This window comes from Vibrio splendidus, from assembly GCF_001557875.1.
GTDB lineage: Bacteria > Pseudomonadota > Gammaproteobacteria > Enterobacterales > Vibrionaceae > Vibrio > Vibrio splendidus_F.
Genome location: NZ_LNRF01000009.1, coordinates 69,120 through 83,295, shown reverse-complemented (window position 1 = coordinate 83,295; position 14,176 = coordinate 69,120). Strand labels below are relative to the sequence as shown.

The following is a 14,176-nucleotide window of genomic DNA, read 5'->3' as shown; positions in this document are numbered from 1 at the left end:
TTTACTAGGCTATTTTATTTGCCACCTATACATGCTACTAAGGCGTATATAGGTGACTAAATATAAACTTCTTAAGTCTGCAAGTAGTTACCTCTCTTTACTTGCAACTTTTATCCAGTTTTTCACTACCGTCTCTTTACTAAATCTTTCTACATGCCTATCTTCAATTAAAACCCTATCAGTTATGAGTCGATCTATGCAATTTGCAATGTTTTTATGAATGACTTCTTCTTTTATACCTTTTATTGGCACTAGAAACTCTTCTAAGTCATCAATTAAGATCTCATTCGGACCACAGGGGCAATCTGTAGAGATAACCGGAGTCCCGCATATTAGAGATTCAATCACTACAGTTGGTAGACCTTCTGAGTCCGAGGCGAGAATTAACATTTCTGCATTTTTAATAAACGGATATGGGTTTTGCTGGAAACCTAGAAAGTGAACTCGGTGACTAAGTCCTAAAGACTCTGCTAACTCTGTTAGTTCCACTTTGCTTGGGCCTATCCCTACGAGAACTAACTCAATATTTTTATCAGAAGCTAGAGATAAAGCATGTAAAGTTCGATCTATGCGTTTTCTATTGTCAAGTGATGAAAGAGATAGAATATATTTTTTATTATAGATGTCATATTCGCTATTAGGCTTTATATCTGCATTTTTTCTGATGTTATAAAAATCAAAAGGGTTATAGATAGCGAAACTGCGGTCTTGTACACCAAGGTCAAGCGCTTTTATCTCATCAATCGTTGCTTGTGATACACCAAGACATAAACGTTCATTAAAATAACGATTAAAAGGAAAAAGTTTCACAATTCCCCTCTCTAAGAAAACTTCATTTGGAGAATTTCTTAGCATTAAAGCAAACTTTTCTTTCGGGTAATAAAAGAAATGCTCAAAGAAAGTATACATATTATGGCTTGAGATAAAGTCAATTTTTTTATTTTTAATAAAGCTTCTTACAATGAAATAATTAACCGGGAATATGAACAACTTGACTAAATATCTTTTTATGTTTTGAATCTTTCTTATGAGTTTCTTTAAATTGCTTCTTTTCTTTTTTGTTTTATTATTTCTATTTTTATAACCCTCAATTGCTGTTTCTTGATGTTGATTTGATAATAGAGAGAGTTTCCCCTTTTTTAATAAATAAAGGTTAATTCTAGGATCTACATTAAAGGCAATTCGCTTCGAATCTATGATAATGGAAACATCATGACCACTGTCACAAAGGTACTGCGACAGGTCTAGAATATTTCTACTGCCTCCGGTCGCGGAGAGATCAGGGGTATGGTGTAAAAAATGCATTTAATATCACCTCAATTCGTATTATTTATTTTTGGGAAACAGCTCTAAAGAACGCATTATTACTCAACTTTTACTCTGGTATAGAGGCTGTTATTGCTTTGGCCAGAGAAGTGAATGGTCATGGTTGCTCTTGAGTCACAATTAGAATAAGAAACATTTTAGCAGCGCCGCTTCTTGCTGTAAGCATTTTTAATGCTTTACTTAGTTGAGTGAGTAGACTCAAGAACAGAAAAAAATGTGGTTAAACATACGCTGTTATCAATAATATCAATATTACACTTTTTAAGTTGCTCAGTTAGCACCCTTAAAAAATCTGGGTCACGATGATACACGTTTCTTGCGATAATTGGCATTTCTGGGTATAGTTTTCGGCAAGTAAACATAGCTGTAGAGTAGGCGCCAACCAGTGCTGACAAGGTTATATTTTTATCTATCAGCTCAATTTCTAATGGATATTCACCATAGTGATAATCAATATTGGAATGGCTTTCAAGCTTTTCTCTAACTGCTAGCTTTTCAGTTCTATGTGGAAAGTATAGTATTTTGGAGGAGATTGCTTCTGCTAAACCTAGAATTGATTGTACATACTCATCAACACTCGGTTGATTCTTATCACCAATTGCACCTTGCCCGATAATACCAATTGGAGCATTAGGGTTGTAGAGCTTGGGGTTACCATAATGACACTTTAACGATGATAGGTTGTTGGCGTGCAGTTTAAACTTATTTTCAGTTAGCTCAAACATTGAAAAAATCTCGAGATTTTGAGATTGAACTAAAGTACCAATAGGCTTGCAACCGTTAAAACGAACCTTTAGGTCGACTAAAAACCTAGGACGCGAGTATGGCTTTCCTGGAAGAATGAATTTACCATATTCAATAAGGGTCATTGTTCCATCATCAAAGTAGATTTCTTGTTCAACAGGTAGGTTCTTCAAAAGTAGTTTGGTGCGCCAACCATTATACTCGGCATAGAAGAATTGTTTGATTGACTGATCTGCTAGAATCGTTTTTATTTGCTTGATGGCATGAGGCACTTGTTTACTTCGGTTATCTCTACTAATCGTGACGATATGCTCCCATTCACTGCTATTAACTAGTTTCTCTTGCTGGATTAAACCATGTTCACTTTTTTGCTCAACTAAAAGTAAGATATTGTTTTCACAATTGAAATATTCCTTTGCTTCAAGAGCGCAGATGTATTGAAGAGGGGAGGTTGCAAGAAAGAGGTTCATTATATTTGTTCCAAATTATTTATGGTTTTGCTAACTGAGCCTGAATTTTTTTGAAAAATATATCGTGCTGAATTAATGGTCGCATTTAGCTCACTAGGAGGCATCTGAAAAAATTGAATTACAGATTTCGCGATATTGGTGCTATTTTCATTAATAATTATTCCCTTAACTCGGAGTAAATCTTCAACGGTACTTTTAAAGTTGAAGTAACTTGGTCCCGAGATAATAGGGACATTTAAGGCGATAGGCTCTAAAACATTATGCCCGCCAACTTTATCACCAATTAAACTACCACCCATAAAGCAAATGTCGGCTGCCCCCATCAATACCAACATCTCACCCATGGTATCGCCGAGGTAAATCTGGGTCAGCTCTGCTACTTCCGTTTGGCTCGTACGACGAGCGGTTTCAAAACATTGCCCCTGGCAAAGCTCAAACACATCATCGAATCGTTCTGGGTGGCGTGGCACAAGGATTAGAAGTGCATTTGGGTTAGATTCTAAAATTCTCTTGTGAGCCTCTAGTATCTGCTCGTCTTCGCCTTTGTGAGTACTGGCAGCAATCCAAATTGGCCGATTTAATCCAAGGTCATCCCGTAGTGCTTTTCCTTTTTCTTTTACGTCTTCTGATATCTGAATATCAAACTTTATCGAGCCAGTAACAAAAAGCTTATTCTTCGCGATGCCTAAATGTTCGAAACGCTTAGCATCAGATTCTGTCTGACACAGCACTTTATCTAGGCAAGGCGTTAAAAGGTTAAACAGAGGCTGTACTTTTGCGTAGTTCTTGTATGATTTTTCAGAAAGGCGAGCATTAACTACGATGATTGTTATTCCTGCATTGTGGACAACATTAAGCGTGTTTGGCCAAAGCTCAGTTTCTATGATTAACATTTGCTTTGGTTGTGTTGCTTTAAGAAAACCATTCACTGCGAAAGTAAAGTCGATAGGCATATAGCGATGTTCAACTAAGCCACCTAATTTGGCAATTTGCTCTGCGCCAGTGCTAGTCGTGGTGGTAACTACAATGGGTTGCTTTGGATTTTCCTTTTTCAGTTCTTTAATCAGAGGTATTGCGGCAATGCTTTCGCCTACCGAAACCGCGTGAATCCAAATTGGGCGCTCAGTTGCTTCTAGTCTTGGCGTGATACCCAAATGCTCTTTCCATCGATTTCCAAACTTAGGTTTGTTTGGTTTGCTTTTGTATAGACCAAACAATAGGAAGGGGGATGTAAGGGCAAGCAGCAATGTGTAAAGAATGCGAATTAGCATAAGCTTACCGTGATCGCTTCAAGCTTATGAATACTATCAAGAACTTGTTTTGGTGATAATTCGGTCAAGCATTTAAGGTGATTGAACTGACATTCACGCTTGAAGCAAGGGCGGCAGTTAATATCTGTGTGAACAATCTCCACTTTCTCCGCAAGTGGTGGTGTGTATTTTGGCGATGTTGAACCGTAGACAGCAACAACATTACAGCCAACAGCTGCTGCCACGTGCATAAGGCCAGAATCATTAGCTACGACAGTTTGACAGGCGGCCAAGAGGTCTACTGCTTCAATCAGATTTGTTTGTCCCGCTAAAACATGAATTTGATACTGATTTTCTTGAGGCACTAGTTGTTTGATGTTGTTACAGGTTTCTAGATCTTTTGGAGAACCAAACAACCATACTTGATGTCCAGATCTAGCCATTTGAATTGCTACTTCAGCATAGTGCGTCTCAGGCCATTTTTTCGCAGGGCCAAACTCTGCGCCTGGGCATAAACCAACAACTGGGAGATCCTGGCTTAGATTGAATTTAGCAACAGTTTCAGTCTGCTCTTTCTTATCAATAAACAGGCTAGGGCGAGGTAGGGTTTCTAATCCACCCAATGAGGACGAGTCAATCATTTCAGCTTGCGAATAGGCTAATGCAACATAGCGCTCAACCATGAATTGAAAAGACTTCATGTTTGGACGCATGTCATTGAGCAGGCCGTAACGCATCTCGCCTTTCCACCCCGTACGAAGAGGGATATTTGCAAACCAAGGAATAAGAGCGGATTTGGCTGACTTAGGCAGAATATACGCGTGGTCGTACTGTTTTTCTCTTAATGATTTGCCGATTTCTCGACGACCAAGGAAGTTGAATTCACCATGGCCGATAGGCATTTCAATTGCTTGGTGGATCTCTGGCATACGCTCAAGAATTGGTTTACACCATCCGGGAGCAATCACGTCAATAGTAGATTCAGGGTGCTGTTGTTTGAGTATTGTATAAAGAGGCTGTGACATCACCATATCACCTACCCAAGAAGGCCCTATTACGAGTATTTTCATGATGATCTAACCTCTTGTTCATTTCTTTTTGAGTAGGCAGCCCCAATGAGTATTGCGGAGCCTATCGAGTAATAAAGAATACCCGAGTGGTGTGCGAGATAGTGCTGAGTTAAACTAAAACCAATTACTGATGTTATGTGAACAATTCCGGCTACTGCAAAAAAATATTGACTATCTCTAGAGCATGACGCTTGAGTTTTTTTCCATAGCAAATAGAGCGGAACTCCAAAGAAGGCTAATATGGTAAATAGCCCTATCAGCCCCTTTGTTTGAAGCTCTTCAAAAAACTGATTGTGTGCGCGTTTATAGTTTAAAACACTTTTGTCAACTAACCCTTTTTCTACTTGTTCTTTTTTAGCTTGTTTTACGCCTTCGAAGCCTTGACCGAATATAGGCTTGTCTAAAGCCGAATAGGTTGCTGATTTCCACATTTCTAAACGAAAGCCAGAAGATGTTTGAGAATTGTTATTTTTATATCCATGAATATCTGAAACCATGGAATTAATCCTAGGCCCTATAGTTGGATAAGATAATACCGCTATCGAAATTGCCGATAGGATAACGATCGCTTTAGAGCGGAAAGAGAAATAACCTCTATATATATAAAATAAAGACATAATAATTAAAGGGAGTAATACCCAAGCGCCTCTAGCTCCCGAAAGTAGAGTTGCTAATAGCCCAAGGATTATACTTATAGCAGATGCCGTGGTTAATATTTGGTCTTTAGTGTGTTTGCTATAAATTAGGGATACCACTGACAAGAGAGTAAGTGACGATGCTATTCCTCCTGCTTGAATCACCATGTACCCATGACCAAAAAAAGCTCGACCACCAAAGGCCGTACAATGATATATAGCAACTATACCTGCAATACTTGCACCTAGGCAGATTGAGAAGAATAAAGCTTTAATCGATGGAGGAACCGTAGCGACAAATAGCATTATCATAGATGCAACAATGACGCGACTAGGCATATCCAATTGCCCTAAATCGCCTCCGTAAACGATTAGTGATAAAGCTGTAACAAAAAAGTATCCGGTCAGTGCATAAATCGCTATCTTTATTTCTGGGGTACGCTGCTGGCGAATCGTCCATGGTAAAGAAAATAAAGCAGCTAATACTAGAGGTATAGCTGCTAATTTGTAGCTTGAGCCAGTTAATAGTAAACACGAAAAAAACGCCCCAGAAACAAATGAACTGGCGATATCGCGATTATTTTGGGATATTGTCATCTATAATATTGTCTATTTATTATGGTTAGTGTAATTGCATGAATCGACCTTCCAGTCTTTGTCATAACGAGGTTTAAACAAGTTATAGAAGTTTGTTCCGTCTTGTTGTGTATAGAGAAGCTGTAGAATCCACATATATTGTTCAGGTTTAGGTTTAACAAAGGTTTCAATCGCAATGTTCATAGAGCGAGCGTCGGCTTGGTCTTCACTTTGTAGCTCGAGTTCAGGTAGGACTTCCAGTGAGTACTTACCTGTTTCTGGATTTATTGACGCGAAGAGTGGGACTATTTTTGCTCGTGATAACTTTGCGAGTTTACTTAGCCCTGGTAGGGTGGCTTTCGTTGTACCAAAAAAGCTGACGAACTCACTGAGCTCTGCACCATGGTCTTGATCTGGTAAGTAATACCCCAAGTATCCATCTTTAATTGATTTGATAAATGGTTTTATTCCTCCCGAACGTTCGTATACACGGCCTCCATATTGAACTCTTTGACGATGCATGAGCCAATCAGATACTGGGTTCTTTTGTTTTTTTGCCATTGCTGAGACTGGAAGGCCCATCGACGCAAGCATTACTGCGGGAATATCAATAGCCCATGAGTGTGGGACTAATAAGATGACATTTTCACCGTTGTCAGTATGTTTAGTCAGGTTATCTTCCCCAATGAATTCACACTGTTCTTGTAACCAGGATTTTGATTTTAAGGTAAGTAAGCTAAAGCGAAGTACGAACACGCTAGCAGTGTATAGTGTTTTATAAATTAATTGCTCACGCTCTTGAAAACTGAGGTTCGGAAAGCATAGCTCAAAATTCACCCTGGCTCTGTGAGCAGGGCCTTTTTTCGATTTAGATAGCTTGAGTGCAATAATGCGCGCTAACCATTGATGAAAGCGTAATGGAAGTAGGGCTACTGGGAGTGCAAATATTACTGCTAACCACGTTCCCCATAACTTAGGTGCGAAAAAAGCCCGCCTAAAACTAGGGTTGTAAGCTTTTGGATCAAAGTCATTGCGTTGATTTTTCATTCGAAATCACTAACCTTAAAATTTTCTTAGCTTCTCTATGTGTCACCTAACAGGTTTCTGCTTGAATTCGAGGGAATATAGAGTATTTACTTATGGCACGAATTAGACGTTCTTTGCGTGTCGACACTTAAAGTAAGGATGCTAGGGGAGAGTTTCGCTCCCCTAGATTTACGAAGTGCTATTTATTTATAATTTGCATGTATTGAGCAACGCCTTGCGCGACTGTTTTAAATCTTACATCACAGCCTGCTGCGCGAAGTTTTGTAAGGTCAGCTTGAGTAAATTCTTGATAAGCACCTTTTAGGTGTTCAGGGAAAGGAATAGTTTCGATTTCGCCTTTACCATGGTGTTTGATCACCGCTTTAGCAACTTCGTCAAACGATTCTGCGTTACCTGTACCTAGGTTGAAAATGCCCGAAACACCGTTTTCTAAGAACCATAGGTTTACTGCAGCAACATCACCGACGTACACAAAATCGCGCTGGAATGTTTCGCTACCCGCGAAAAGTTTAGGGTTCTCACCAGCATTCATTTGGTTATTTAGATGGAAAGCAACAGAGGCCATACTACCTTTGTGTTGCTCTCGTGGGCCGTAAACATTGAAGTAACGGAAACCGGTGATTTGAGGTAATGTTTCGTTATGAGCTGCAGCATCCGCTGTTAAGCGACGAACGTAGTTATCAAATTGTTGTTTAGAGTAACCGTAGACATTTAATGCGCCTTCGTGTTCTTTCTCTTCAATGAACGTATCTGTCTCACCGTAAGTAGCGGCAGAAGAGGCATATAGAAATGGAATTTCACGCTCGACACAGTAATGCAGCAACTCTTTCGAGTACTCATAGTTGTTAAGCATCATGTATTTACCATCCCACTCAGTGGTAGCAGAGCACGCACCTTCATGGAAAATAGCTTCAATATGGCCGAAGTCGTCACCAGCCATAACTTGAGTTAGGAAATCATCACGATCCATGTAGTCAGTAATGTCTAGGTCTACAAGATTTTTGAACTTTTTACCGTTCTTGAGGTTGTCGACAACTAGAATATCGTTGTGGCCTGCGTCATTGAGTGCTTGAACAATATTGCTGCCGATCATGCCAGCACCACCAGTTACGATAATCATATTTTACCTACTCTTTTGAATATAAAACTACCGCGAGTATAGCAAGGAATTGCAAAGGCGAGCTAGTGGAATAATTCCCTAAGCAGCGTATGATATGACAAGATTAGTATTAGCTTAGTGTTTATTAAACACTCTAAATTATAGGTAATATCATGAAGATTACAGTTGCAGGTACCGGTTATGTGGGCCTATCCAATGCGATGTTGATTGCACAGCATCATGACGTTATTGCAGTTGATGTCATTGAAGAAAAAGTATCAATGTTAAACAACAAGCAATCACCAATCGTGGATGCAGAAATTGAAGAGTTTTTGGCTAATCGTTCGCTAAACTTCCGAGCTACAACCGATAAGCTAGCATACAAAGATGCAGACTTTGTTATTATTGCAACACCAACTGATTATGACCCTAAAACAAACTATTTTAATACGTCCTCTGTTGAATCTGTTATTAAAGATGTTATGAGTATAAACTCAGACGCTGTGATGGTCATAAAATCAACGGTTCCTGTAGGGTACACTGAACAGATACGTGAAGAATTAGGTTGTGAAAACATTATGTTCTCACCAGAGTTTTTACGAGAAGGTAAAGCTTTATACGACAACTTACACCCATCACGAATCATTGTTGGTGAGTGTTCTGAGCGAGCTAAAGTGTTTGCTAATCTGTTAGTTGAAGGAGCTGAAAAAGAGAATATTGATGTCTTATTTACCAACTCCACGGAAGCGGAAGCGGTAAAACTATTCTCAAATACCTACCTAGCGATGCGTGTTTCTTACTTCAATGAACTCGACTCTTACGCGGAAGCGCATGGTTTGGACTCTCGTCAGATCATCGAAGGTGTGGGCTTAGACCCCCGTATTGGCAATCACTACAACAACCCTTCATTTGGTTATGGTGGTTACTGCTTACCGAAAGATACCAAACAGCTATTAGCTAACTATCAAGATGTGCCTAACAACATTGTAGGTGCCATCGTTGATGCCAACCGCACCCGAAAAGATTTTATTGCGGATTCCATTATCAAGCGATCTCCTAAGATAGTTGGCATCTATCGATTGATAATGAAAGCCGGCTCGGACAACTTCCGTGCTTCTTCGATTCAAGGAATCATGAAGCGTTTGAAAGCTAAAGGTATTGAAGTGGTCGTATTCGAACCTGTGTTAGAGGAAGAGCATTTCTTTAACTCGAAGGTTTATTCTGACCTAGAAGAGTTCAAAGCCGTATCGGATGTGATTGTATCTAACAGAATGGTAGAAGAGATCGCAGACGTTGCAGATAAGGTTTACACACGAGACCTGTTTGGCAGTGATTGATCTGGTTCTATTTTAGCTAATGCTAATTAGACCAGATGTTAACAGCTCGATCTATCCGTTTAGTGGCGATATACTGAACCTCTAAACGGATAGGGATACTAATAACTAATGAAAACACGTGACAAGATTGTTTACGCTGCTCTAGAGCTTTTTAATGAGCACGGTGAGCGTAGTATTACGACTAATCATATTGCTGAACATATTGAGATTAGCCCTGGCAACCTCTACTACCACTTCCGCAACAAACAAGAAATTGTCCGTGACATCTTTACTCTCTATTCAACAGAGTTACTTGAAAGATTCACACCGATTCAAGGGCAGCAAGAAAGCCTCACGCTACTAAAGAGCTACTTAGATTCTATCTTCACTCTGATGTGGAAGTACCGATTCTTCTATGCAAATTTACCTGAAATATTGTCACGTGATGAAAAACTCCACCTTGATTACATGACTGTACAAGAAAAGCTACAAACGAATCTTGTCGATATTATGAGAGCCTTTGTTGAATTGAACTTGCTTAAAGCAACGGATACGGAAATGAAGTCGATGGTGACCTCTCTTCACTTGATCGCATCGGGCTGGTTAGCGTATCAGTCTGCGATGTCTCCAAAAGCCCAAATTACAGAGCAAGTCGTACATCAAGGAATGCTGCAGATGATAGCGACCGTTAAACCGATTGCTACAGCCCAAGGTTTTGAACAGCTGACATTATTGGAAGATGGTGTAAGGGCGTTGAATTCTAAATAGAAAGAGACGAGTAAGCGAGATACGGGTTACGAAGATCGGGAAAGAGCAGGTTCGAGTAGCGGTATATGGTGAGCTGCGTCATTCCCTACAGCGAGGTACGAGCGCGATAGGGAATCTTTGTGTTGTGGTAAATCAAACATCACAAATAATATATGATACTGAGATTCCAGATATTTCGTCCCTCAATTCTGGAATGACGAGGTTTGTACGTGACTAGTTCAAGGCCTATCAACTATTTGGGGTTGCTCAAGACTATTAGTACCTTTTCCTCTAACCAACTCTTACCCCTTCTGTATCCGGAACATTCGCATCCGCTTTTAAGCTCTTCGCATCTCGGCTACCCGCATCCCGTACCTGCTTTTACCTAACTAACCAACTCTTCGGGTTTTGAGCTTGGCTGTTTCTGCGAATTTCAAAGTACAGTGATGGGCGAGTTTGGCCGCCAGTGTCACCGGCAAGTGCGATGGCTTCACCCGCTTTAACCTTGTCACCTTCTTTCTTTAAAAGCGCTTGGTTAAAGCCGTAGAGCGTCATATCACCTTTGCCGTGATCAAGCAGTACCACTAAACCATAGCCACGCAGATACTCTGCAAATACCACCGTACCTGAGTAAACCGATTTTACCTGCTGACCGTACTTGGCGTTGATCACCATGCCTTTCCAGTTAATTTGACCCGTTTGGCGTGAACCATAGTTATGTAGAACTTTATCTTTGATCGGCCAAGGTAGCTTACCTTTACGTTTGGCTAGACCATCCATCGGGACTGCATTACGTCTTTCTCGAGCCGCTTTTTCTGCTTTCGCAATTTCAGCTTTAAGGCGGGTTTCATTTCGCTGAAGCTCTGCCAAGTAATTTTTGTCACCTGAGATGTTTTTCTTGATGCTGCCAACTGTTTTCTTACGTTGTGTTTGGGTTTTGGCTAGCGTATCGCGCTTGGTGGTTTGTTGTTTTAACAGTGTTGCTATCTGTTCTTGCTCAAGTTGACGTTGCTTGTGGCTTTCTTCTAATTCAAGTTGCGTCTCTTCAATCGTGTTGATTGTTGCAGAGCGAGCTTTAGCAAGGTGCTGGTAATAATGACTGATACGGTCTTCTTCAACGCCGGTATTGAGAATGTGAGAAGAAGCCTTAGCTCGACTAGTCATGTAGTAAGTCTGAATGAGCTGCTCTAACTTGTCGGTATGGATTTTTTTCTGAGCAGTAAGCGCTTTAATCTTGGTGTCTAAGTTGGCAATATTTGCATTGGCCGTATTGAGCTGCTTTTTACTGTCTAGAATCGCTCTTTCAAGCGAAGCGATGGATAGCTCTTGTTTCTTGAGGTTTGCTTGCAGGCTATCGAGCTTTTTCTGCTGTGAGGATAGGTTTTTTTGTTGGCGAGATATTTCACTCGACACGCCTTTCAGTTCCCCCTGAGAGGCGGCAAATGAGGATGCAGATAAAAGAGCAACACAAAGGCTGGCAGATATCAGAAGAGTCCGGCTAATGGCTCGAATTTGTTTCATCATTATCGTCATTTTGCTCTTATTCATTATCAACAGCTGCTTTTAAATCTTTTCGCATCTCGGTTACTCGCATCCCGTGACTGCTCTTAGTTTTTTTCGAATTTCGCTGAATCGAATCCACATCTGCTTTTAAGCTTTTCGTATCTCGCTGATTCGAATCCCGAATCTGCTCTTAAATCCCATCACCATGGATGAAGTTCTGTGAGCGACCATTGAACCCTTGGTCCATATCTAAAGATGGCTTGTCTGTTTTCGGTTTTCCGACAATTTTTGCAGGAACGCCAGCGACTGTTGTATGAGGCGGTACGGCTTGTAGAACTACAGAACAAGAACCAATCTTCGCGCCTTCACCCACCTCAATGTTACCTAGTATTTTAGCGCCGGCGCCAATCATCACGCCTTCACGGATTTTAGGGTGACGATCGCCACCTTCTTTACCCGTACCACCCAAGGTCACGTCTTGAAGAATCGATACATCATTTTCAACTACCGCTGTTTCACCAATCACAATGCCTGTAGCATGGTCGAGCATGATAGCTTTACCGATACGAGCTGCAGGGTGAATATCAACTTGGCAAGCAACCGAGATTTGGTTCTGTAGGTAAGTGGCAAGCGCAATACGACCTTGCTTCCACAACCAGTTAGCCACTCGGTAACCTTGCAGAGCATGGTAGCCTTTCAGATAAAGCAGAGGCATCGAGTACATCTCGACCGCAGGGTCTCGATTTACCGTCGCGCAAATATCACAAGCGGCAGCATCAATAATCGATTGGTCCTGCTTAAATGCTTGTTCAACCACTTCACGTACTGCCATGGCTGGCATTGAAGCTGTTTTTAGCTTGTTTGCTAGGATGTAGCTAAGGGCTGCGCCTAAACTTTCATGGTTGATGATCGTGGCATGATAAAAACTCGCAAGCATAGGCTCTTGCTCCGACTGCTGTCGAGCTTCCTTCACAATGCATTGCCAAACTTTTTGTTGTTCACAGTGTTTCATTTTACCATCCATTCTTTTAAACCAGATACGTGTAGCGAGATAAGAGATGCGAAGAGCTATAAGAGCAGATGCGAGTAACTGAGATTCGAGATACGAAGAACGAGATGTAAAGAGCAGATTAGAGTCGCGAGATACGAGTAACGAAAAGCATTGTCGTCGAACGTTTGAAGGCGCTCTTCATCTTTTCGCATCTCGATTACCCGTATCTCGTATCTGCTTTTATTCTCTTCGCATCTCGTTTACCCGAATCTCGTATCCGCTCTTACTATCTTTCTGACTTCTTGTCTCGAGCAAGCAGATCTTGCGCCGCTAAGTGTGCATCTTTCCCTTGATACAACACTTGATAAATTTGTTCAACAATTGGCATCTCAACGCCCATACGTTCTGATAGTAACCAAACTTCTTTGGTGTTGCGATAACCTTCGACAACTTGGCCAATTTCTTCTTGTGCAGTGTCGACGTCTTTACCTGAGCCTAACGCCAAGCCAAAACGGCGATTTCGTGATTGGTTATCGGTACAGGTTAGTACTAGATCGCCTAATCCAGCCATACCCATGAAGGTTTCCGGTTGTGCGCCGAGAGCTGCACCTAAGCGGCTCATCTCAGCTAAGCCGCGAGTGATAAGTGCGGTACGTGCATTAGCACCAAAGCCAATACCATCCGACATGCCTGCGCCGATTGCTATAACATTCTTCACTGCGCCGCCAAGCTGCATACCGATGAAATCTGAGTTTGCATACACGCGGAATGTTTTACCGCAGTGGATTTTTTCTTGGAGCTCTTCTAGGAAACCTTCATCAGGTGAAGCTACAGAGATAGCCGTTGGCATGCCCATAGCTAACTCTTTGGCGAAGGTCGGCCCTGATAGAACCGCTAACGAGTAACCATCACCAAGCACATCGTGCGCGACATCTTTAAGTAGGCGTCCTGTCTCTGGCTCTAAACCTTTCGTTGCCCAGCAGATACGTGAGTTTTCTGATAGATGAGGTTTCAGACTGTTTAAAACGATGCCAAACACGTGGCTAGGGACAACGACAAGAAGGTCACGACTTGCTGTTACCGCTTTCTCAAGATCTGACTCGATGATTAGGCTTTCTGGGAAGTCGATGTTTGGCAGAAATTCATTGTTAGCACGTTCTGATTCAAGGCGACTCATATGAACAGGATCATGTCCCCAAAGAACAACATTGGCACCGTTACGCGCTAGAGATATCGCTAAAGAGGTTCCGTAAGAACCTGCACCAATGACAGTCATGGCGATCTCTTTGCCGTAAGCGCTGTCTTTACCGTAAGCGTCTGCCGTATTAGTCGGGCGAGTTGTTTCTGTCATGCTTCCACCTAAAAATAATGAGGGAAATCGAAGAGTTCTGAAAAAGCTTTC

12 protein-coding genes are annotated in these 14,176 nt (G+C 41.3%); 2 read left to right on the top strand and 10 right to left on the bottom strand.

Features of this window, described 5'->3' with window-relative positions; translation table 11 throughout:
• Positions 1-87: 87 nt before the first annotated feature.
• The 7 genes from ATB74_RS18355 to rfaD all read right to left on the bottom strand — a co-directional run bounded on the left by ATB74_RS18355 (position 88) and on the right by rfaD (position 8,238).
• Complete coding sequence (locus tag ATB74_RS18355) at positions 88-1,305, bottom strand: glycosyltransferase (protein WP_061019395.1); 1,218 nt, start codon at positions 1,303-1,305, stop codon at positions 88-90.
• 197 nt (positions 1,306-1,502) lie between these two features.
• Positions 1,503-2,540, bottom strand: coding sequence for a hypothetical protein (locus ATB74_RS18350; protein WP_061019394.1), 1,038 nt, complete (start codon positions 2,538-2,540; stop codon positions 1,503-1,505).
• A complete protein-coding gene (gene waaA / locus ATB74_RS18345; RefSeq protein WP_061019393.1) occupies positions 2,540-3,811 on the bottom strand; it encodes a lipid IV(A) 3-deoxy-D-manno-octulosonic acid transferase in 1,272 nt (423 codons plus the stop codon). The genes ATB74_RS18350 and waaA overlap by 1 nt, the downstream gene beginning before the upstream one ends.
• On the bottom strand, positions 3,805-4,860 hold the full coding sequence (waaF, locus tag ATB74_RS18340) for a lipopolysaccharide heptosyltransferase II (protein WP_081090145.1): 1,056 nt from the start codon (positions 4,858-4,860) through the stop codon (positions 3,805-3,807). Before waaF ends, waaA begins: the two co-directional genes overlap by 7 nt.
• Positions 4,857-6,092 carry an O-antigen ligase family protein gene (locus ATB74_RS18335; RefSeq protein WP_061019391.1) on the bottom strand — a complete coding sequence of 412 codons (1,236 nt, stop codon included), beginning with the start codon at positions 6,090-6,092 and terminating at the stop codon, positions 4,857-4,859. The genes waaF and ATB74_RS18335 overlap by 4 nt, the downstream gene beginning before the upstream one ends.
• Positions 6,093-6,104: 12 nt before the next feature.
• Positions 6,105-7,118 carry a lauroyl-Kdo(2)-lipid IV(A) myristoyltransferase gene (gene lpxM / locus ATB74_RS18330; RefSeq protein WP_061019390.1) on the bottom strand — a complete coding sequence of 338 codons (1,014 nt, stop codon included), beginning with the start codon at positions 7,116-7,118 and terminating at the stop codon, positions 6,105-6,107.
• Between the two features lie 178 nt (positions 7,119-7,296).
• Entirely contained in the window at positions 7,297-8,238 is a 942-nt protein-coding gene (rfaD, locus tag ATB74_RS18325; protein WP_061019389.1) for an ADP-glyceromanno-heptose 6-epimerase, read from the bottom strand.
• Between the two features lie 152 nt (positions 8,239-8,390).
• Between rfaD and ATB74_RS18320 the strand changes: the two genes are divergently transcribed.
• Together ATB74_RS18320 and ATB74_RS18315 are read left to right on the top strand one after the other, a co-directional pair.
• Positions 8,391-9,554, top strand: coding sequence for a nucleotide sugar dehydrogenase (locus ATB74_RS18320; protein WP_061019388.1), 1,164 nt, complete (start codon positions 8,391-8,393; stop codon positions 9,552-9,554).
• A 108-nt stretch (positions 9,555-9,662) separates the two neighbouring features.
• Complete coding sequence (locus ATB74_RS18315) at positions 9,663-10,301, top strand: TetR/AcrR family transcriptional regulator (RefSeq protein ID WP_061019387.1); 639 nt, start codon at positions 9,663-9,665, stop codon at positions 10,299-10,301.
• A gap of 360 nt (positions 10,302-10,661) precedes the next feature.
• On the opposite strand, the gene ATB74_RS18310 is transcribed toward ATB74_RS18315, so the two are convergent.
• The 3 genes from ATB74_RS18310 to gpsA all read right to left on the bottom strand — a co-directional run bounded on the left by ATB74_RS18310 (position 10,662) and on the right by gpsA (position 14,125).
• Positions 10,662-11,813 (bottom strand): murein hydrolase activator EnvC family protein, encoded by a 1,152-nt coding sequence (locus tag ATB74_RS18310; protein WP_061019386.1) that lies wholly within the window; start codon positions 11,811-11,813, stop codon positions 10,662-10,664.
• Between the two features lie 160 nt (positions 11,814-11,973).
• Positions 11,974-12,795, bottom strand: coding sequence for a serine O-acetyltransferase (gene cysE, locus ATB74_RS18305; RefSeq protein WP_009847961.1), 822 nt, complete (start codon positions 12,793-12,795; stop codon positions 11,974-11,976).
• Positions 12,796-13,060: 265 nt separating this feature from the next.
• Positions 13,061-14,125, bottom strand: a complete 1,065-nt coding sequence (gpsA, locus tag ATB74_RS18300; protein ID WP_061019385.1) for an NAD(P)H-dependent glycerol-3-phosphate dehydrogenase — start codon at positions 14,123-14,125, stop codon at positions 13,061-13,063.
• Positions 14,126-14,176 lie beyond the last annotated feature (51 nt).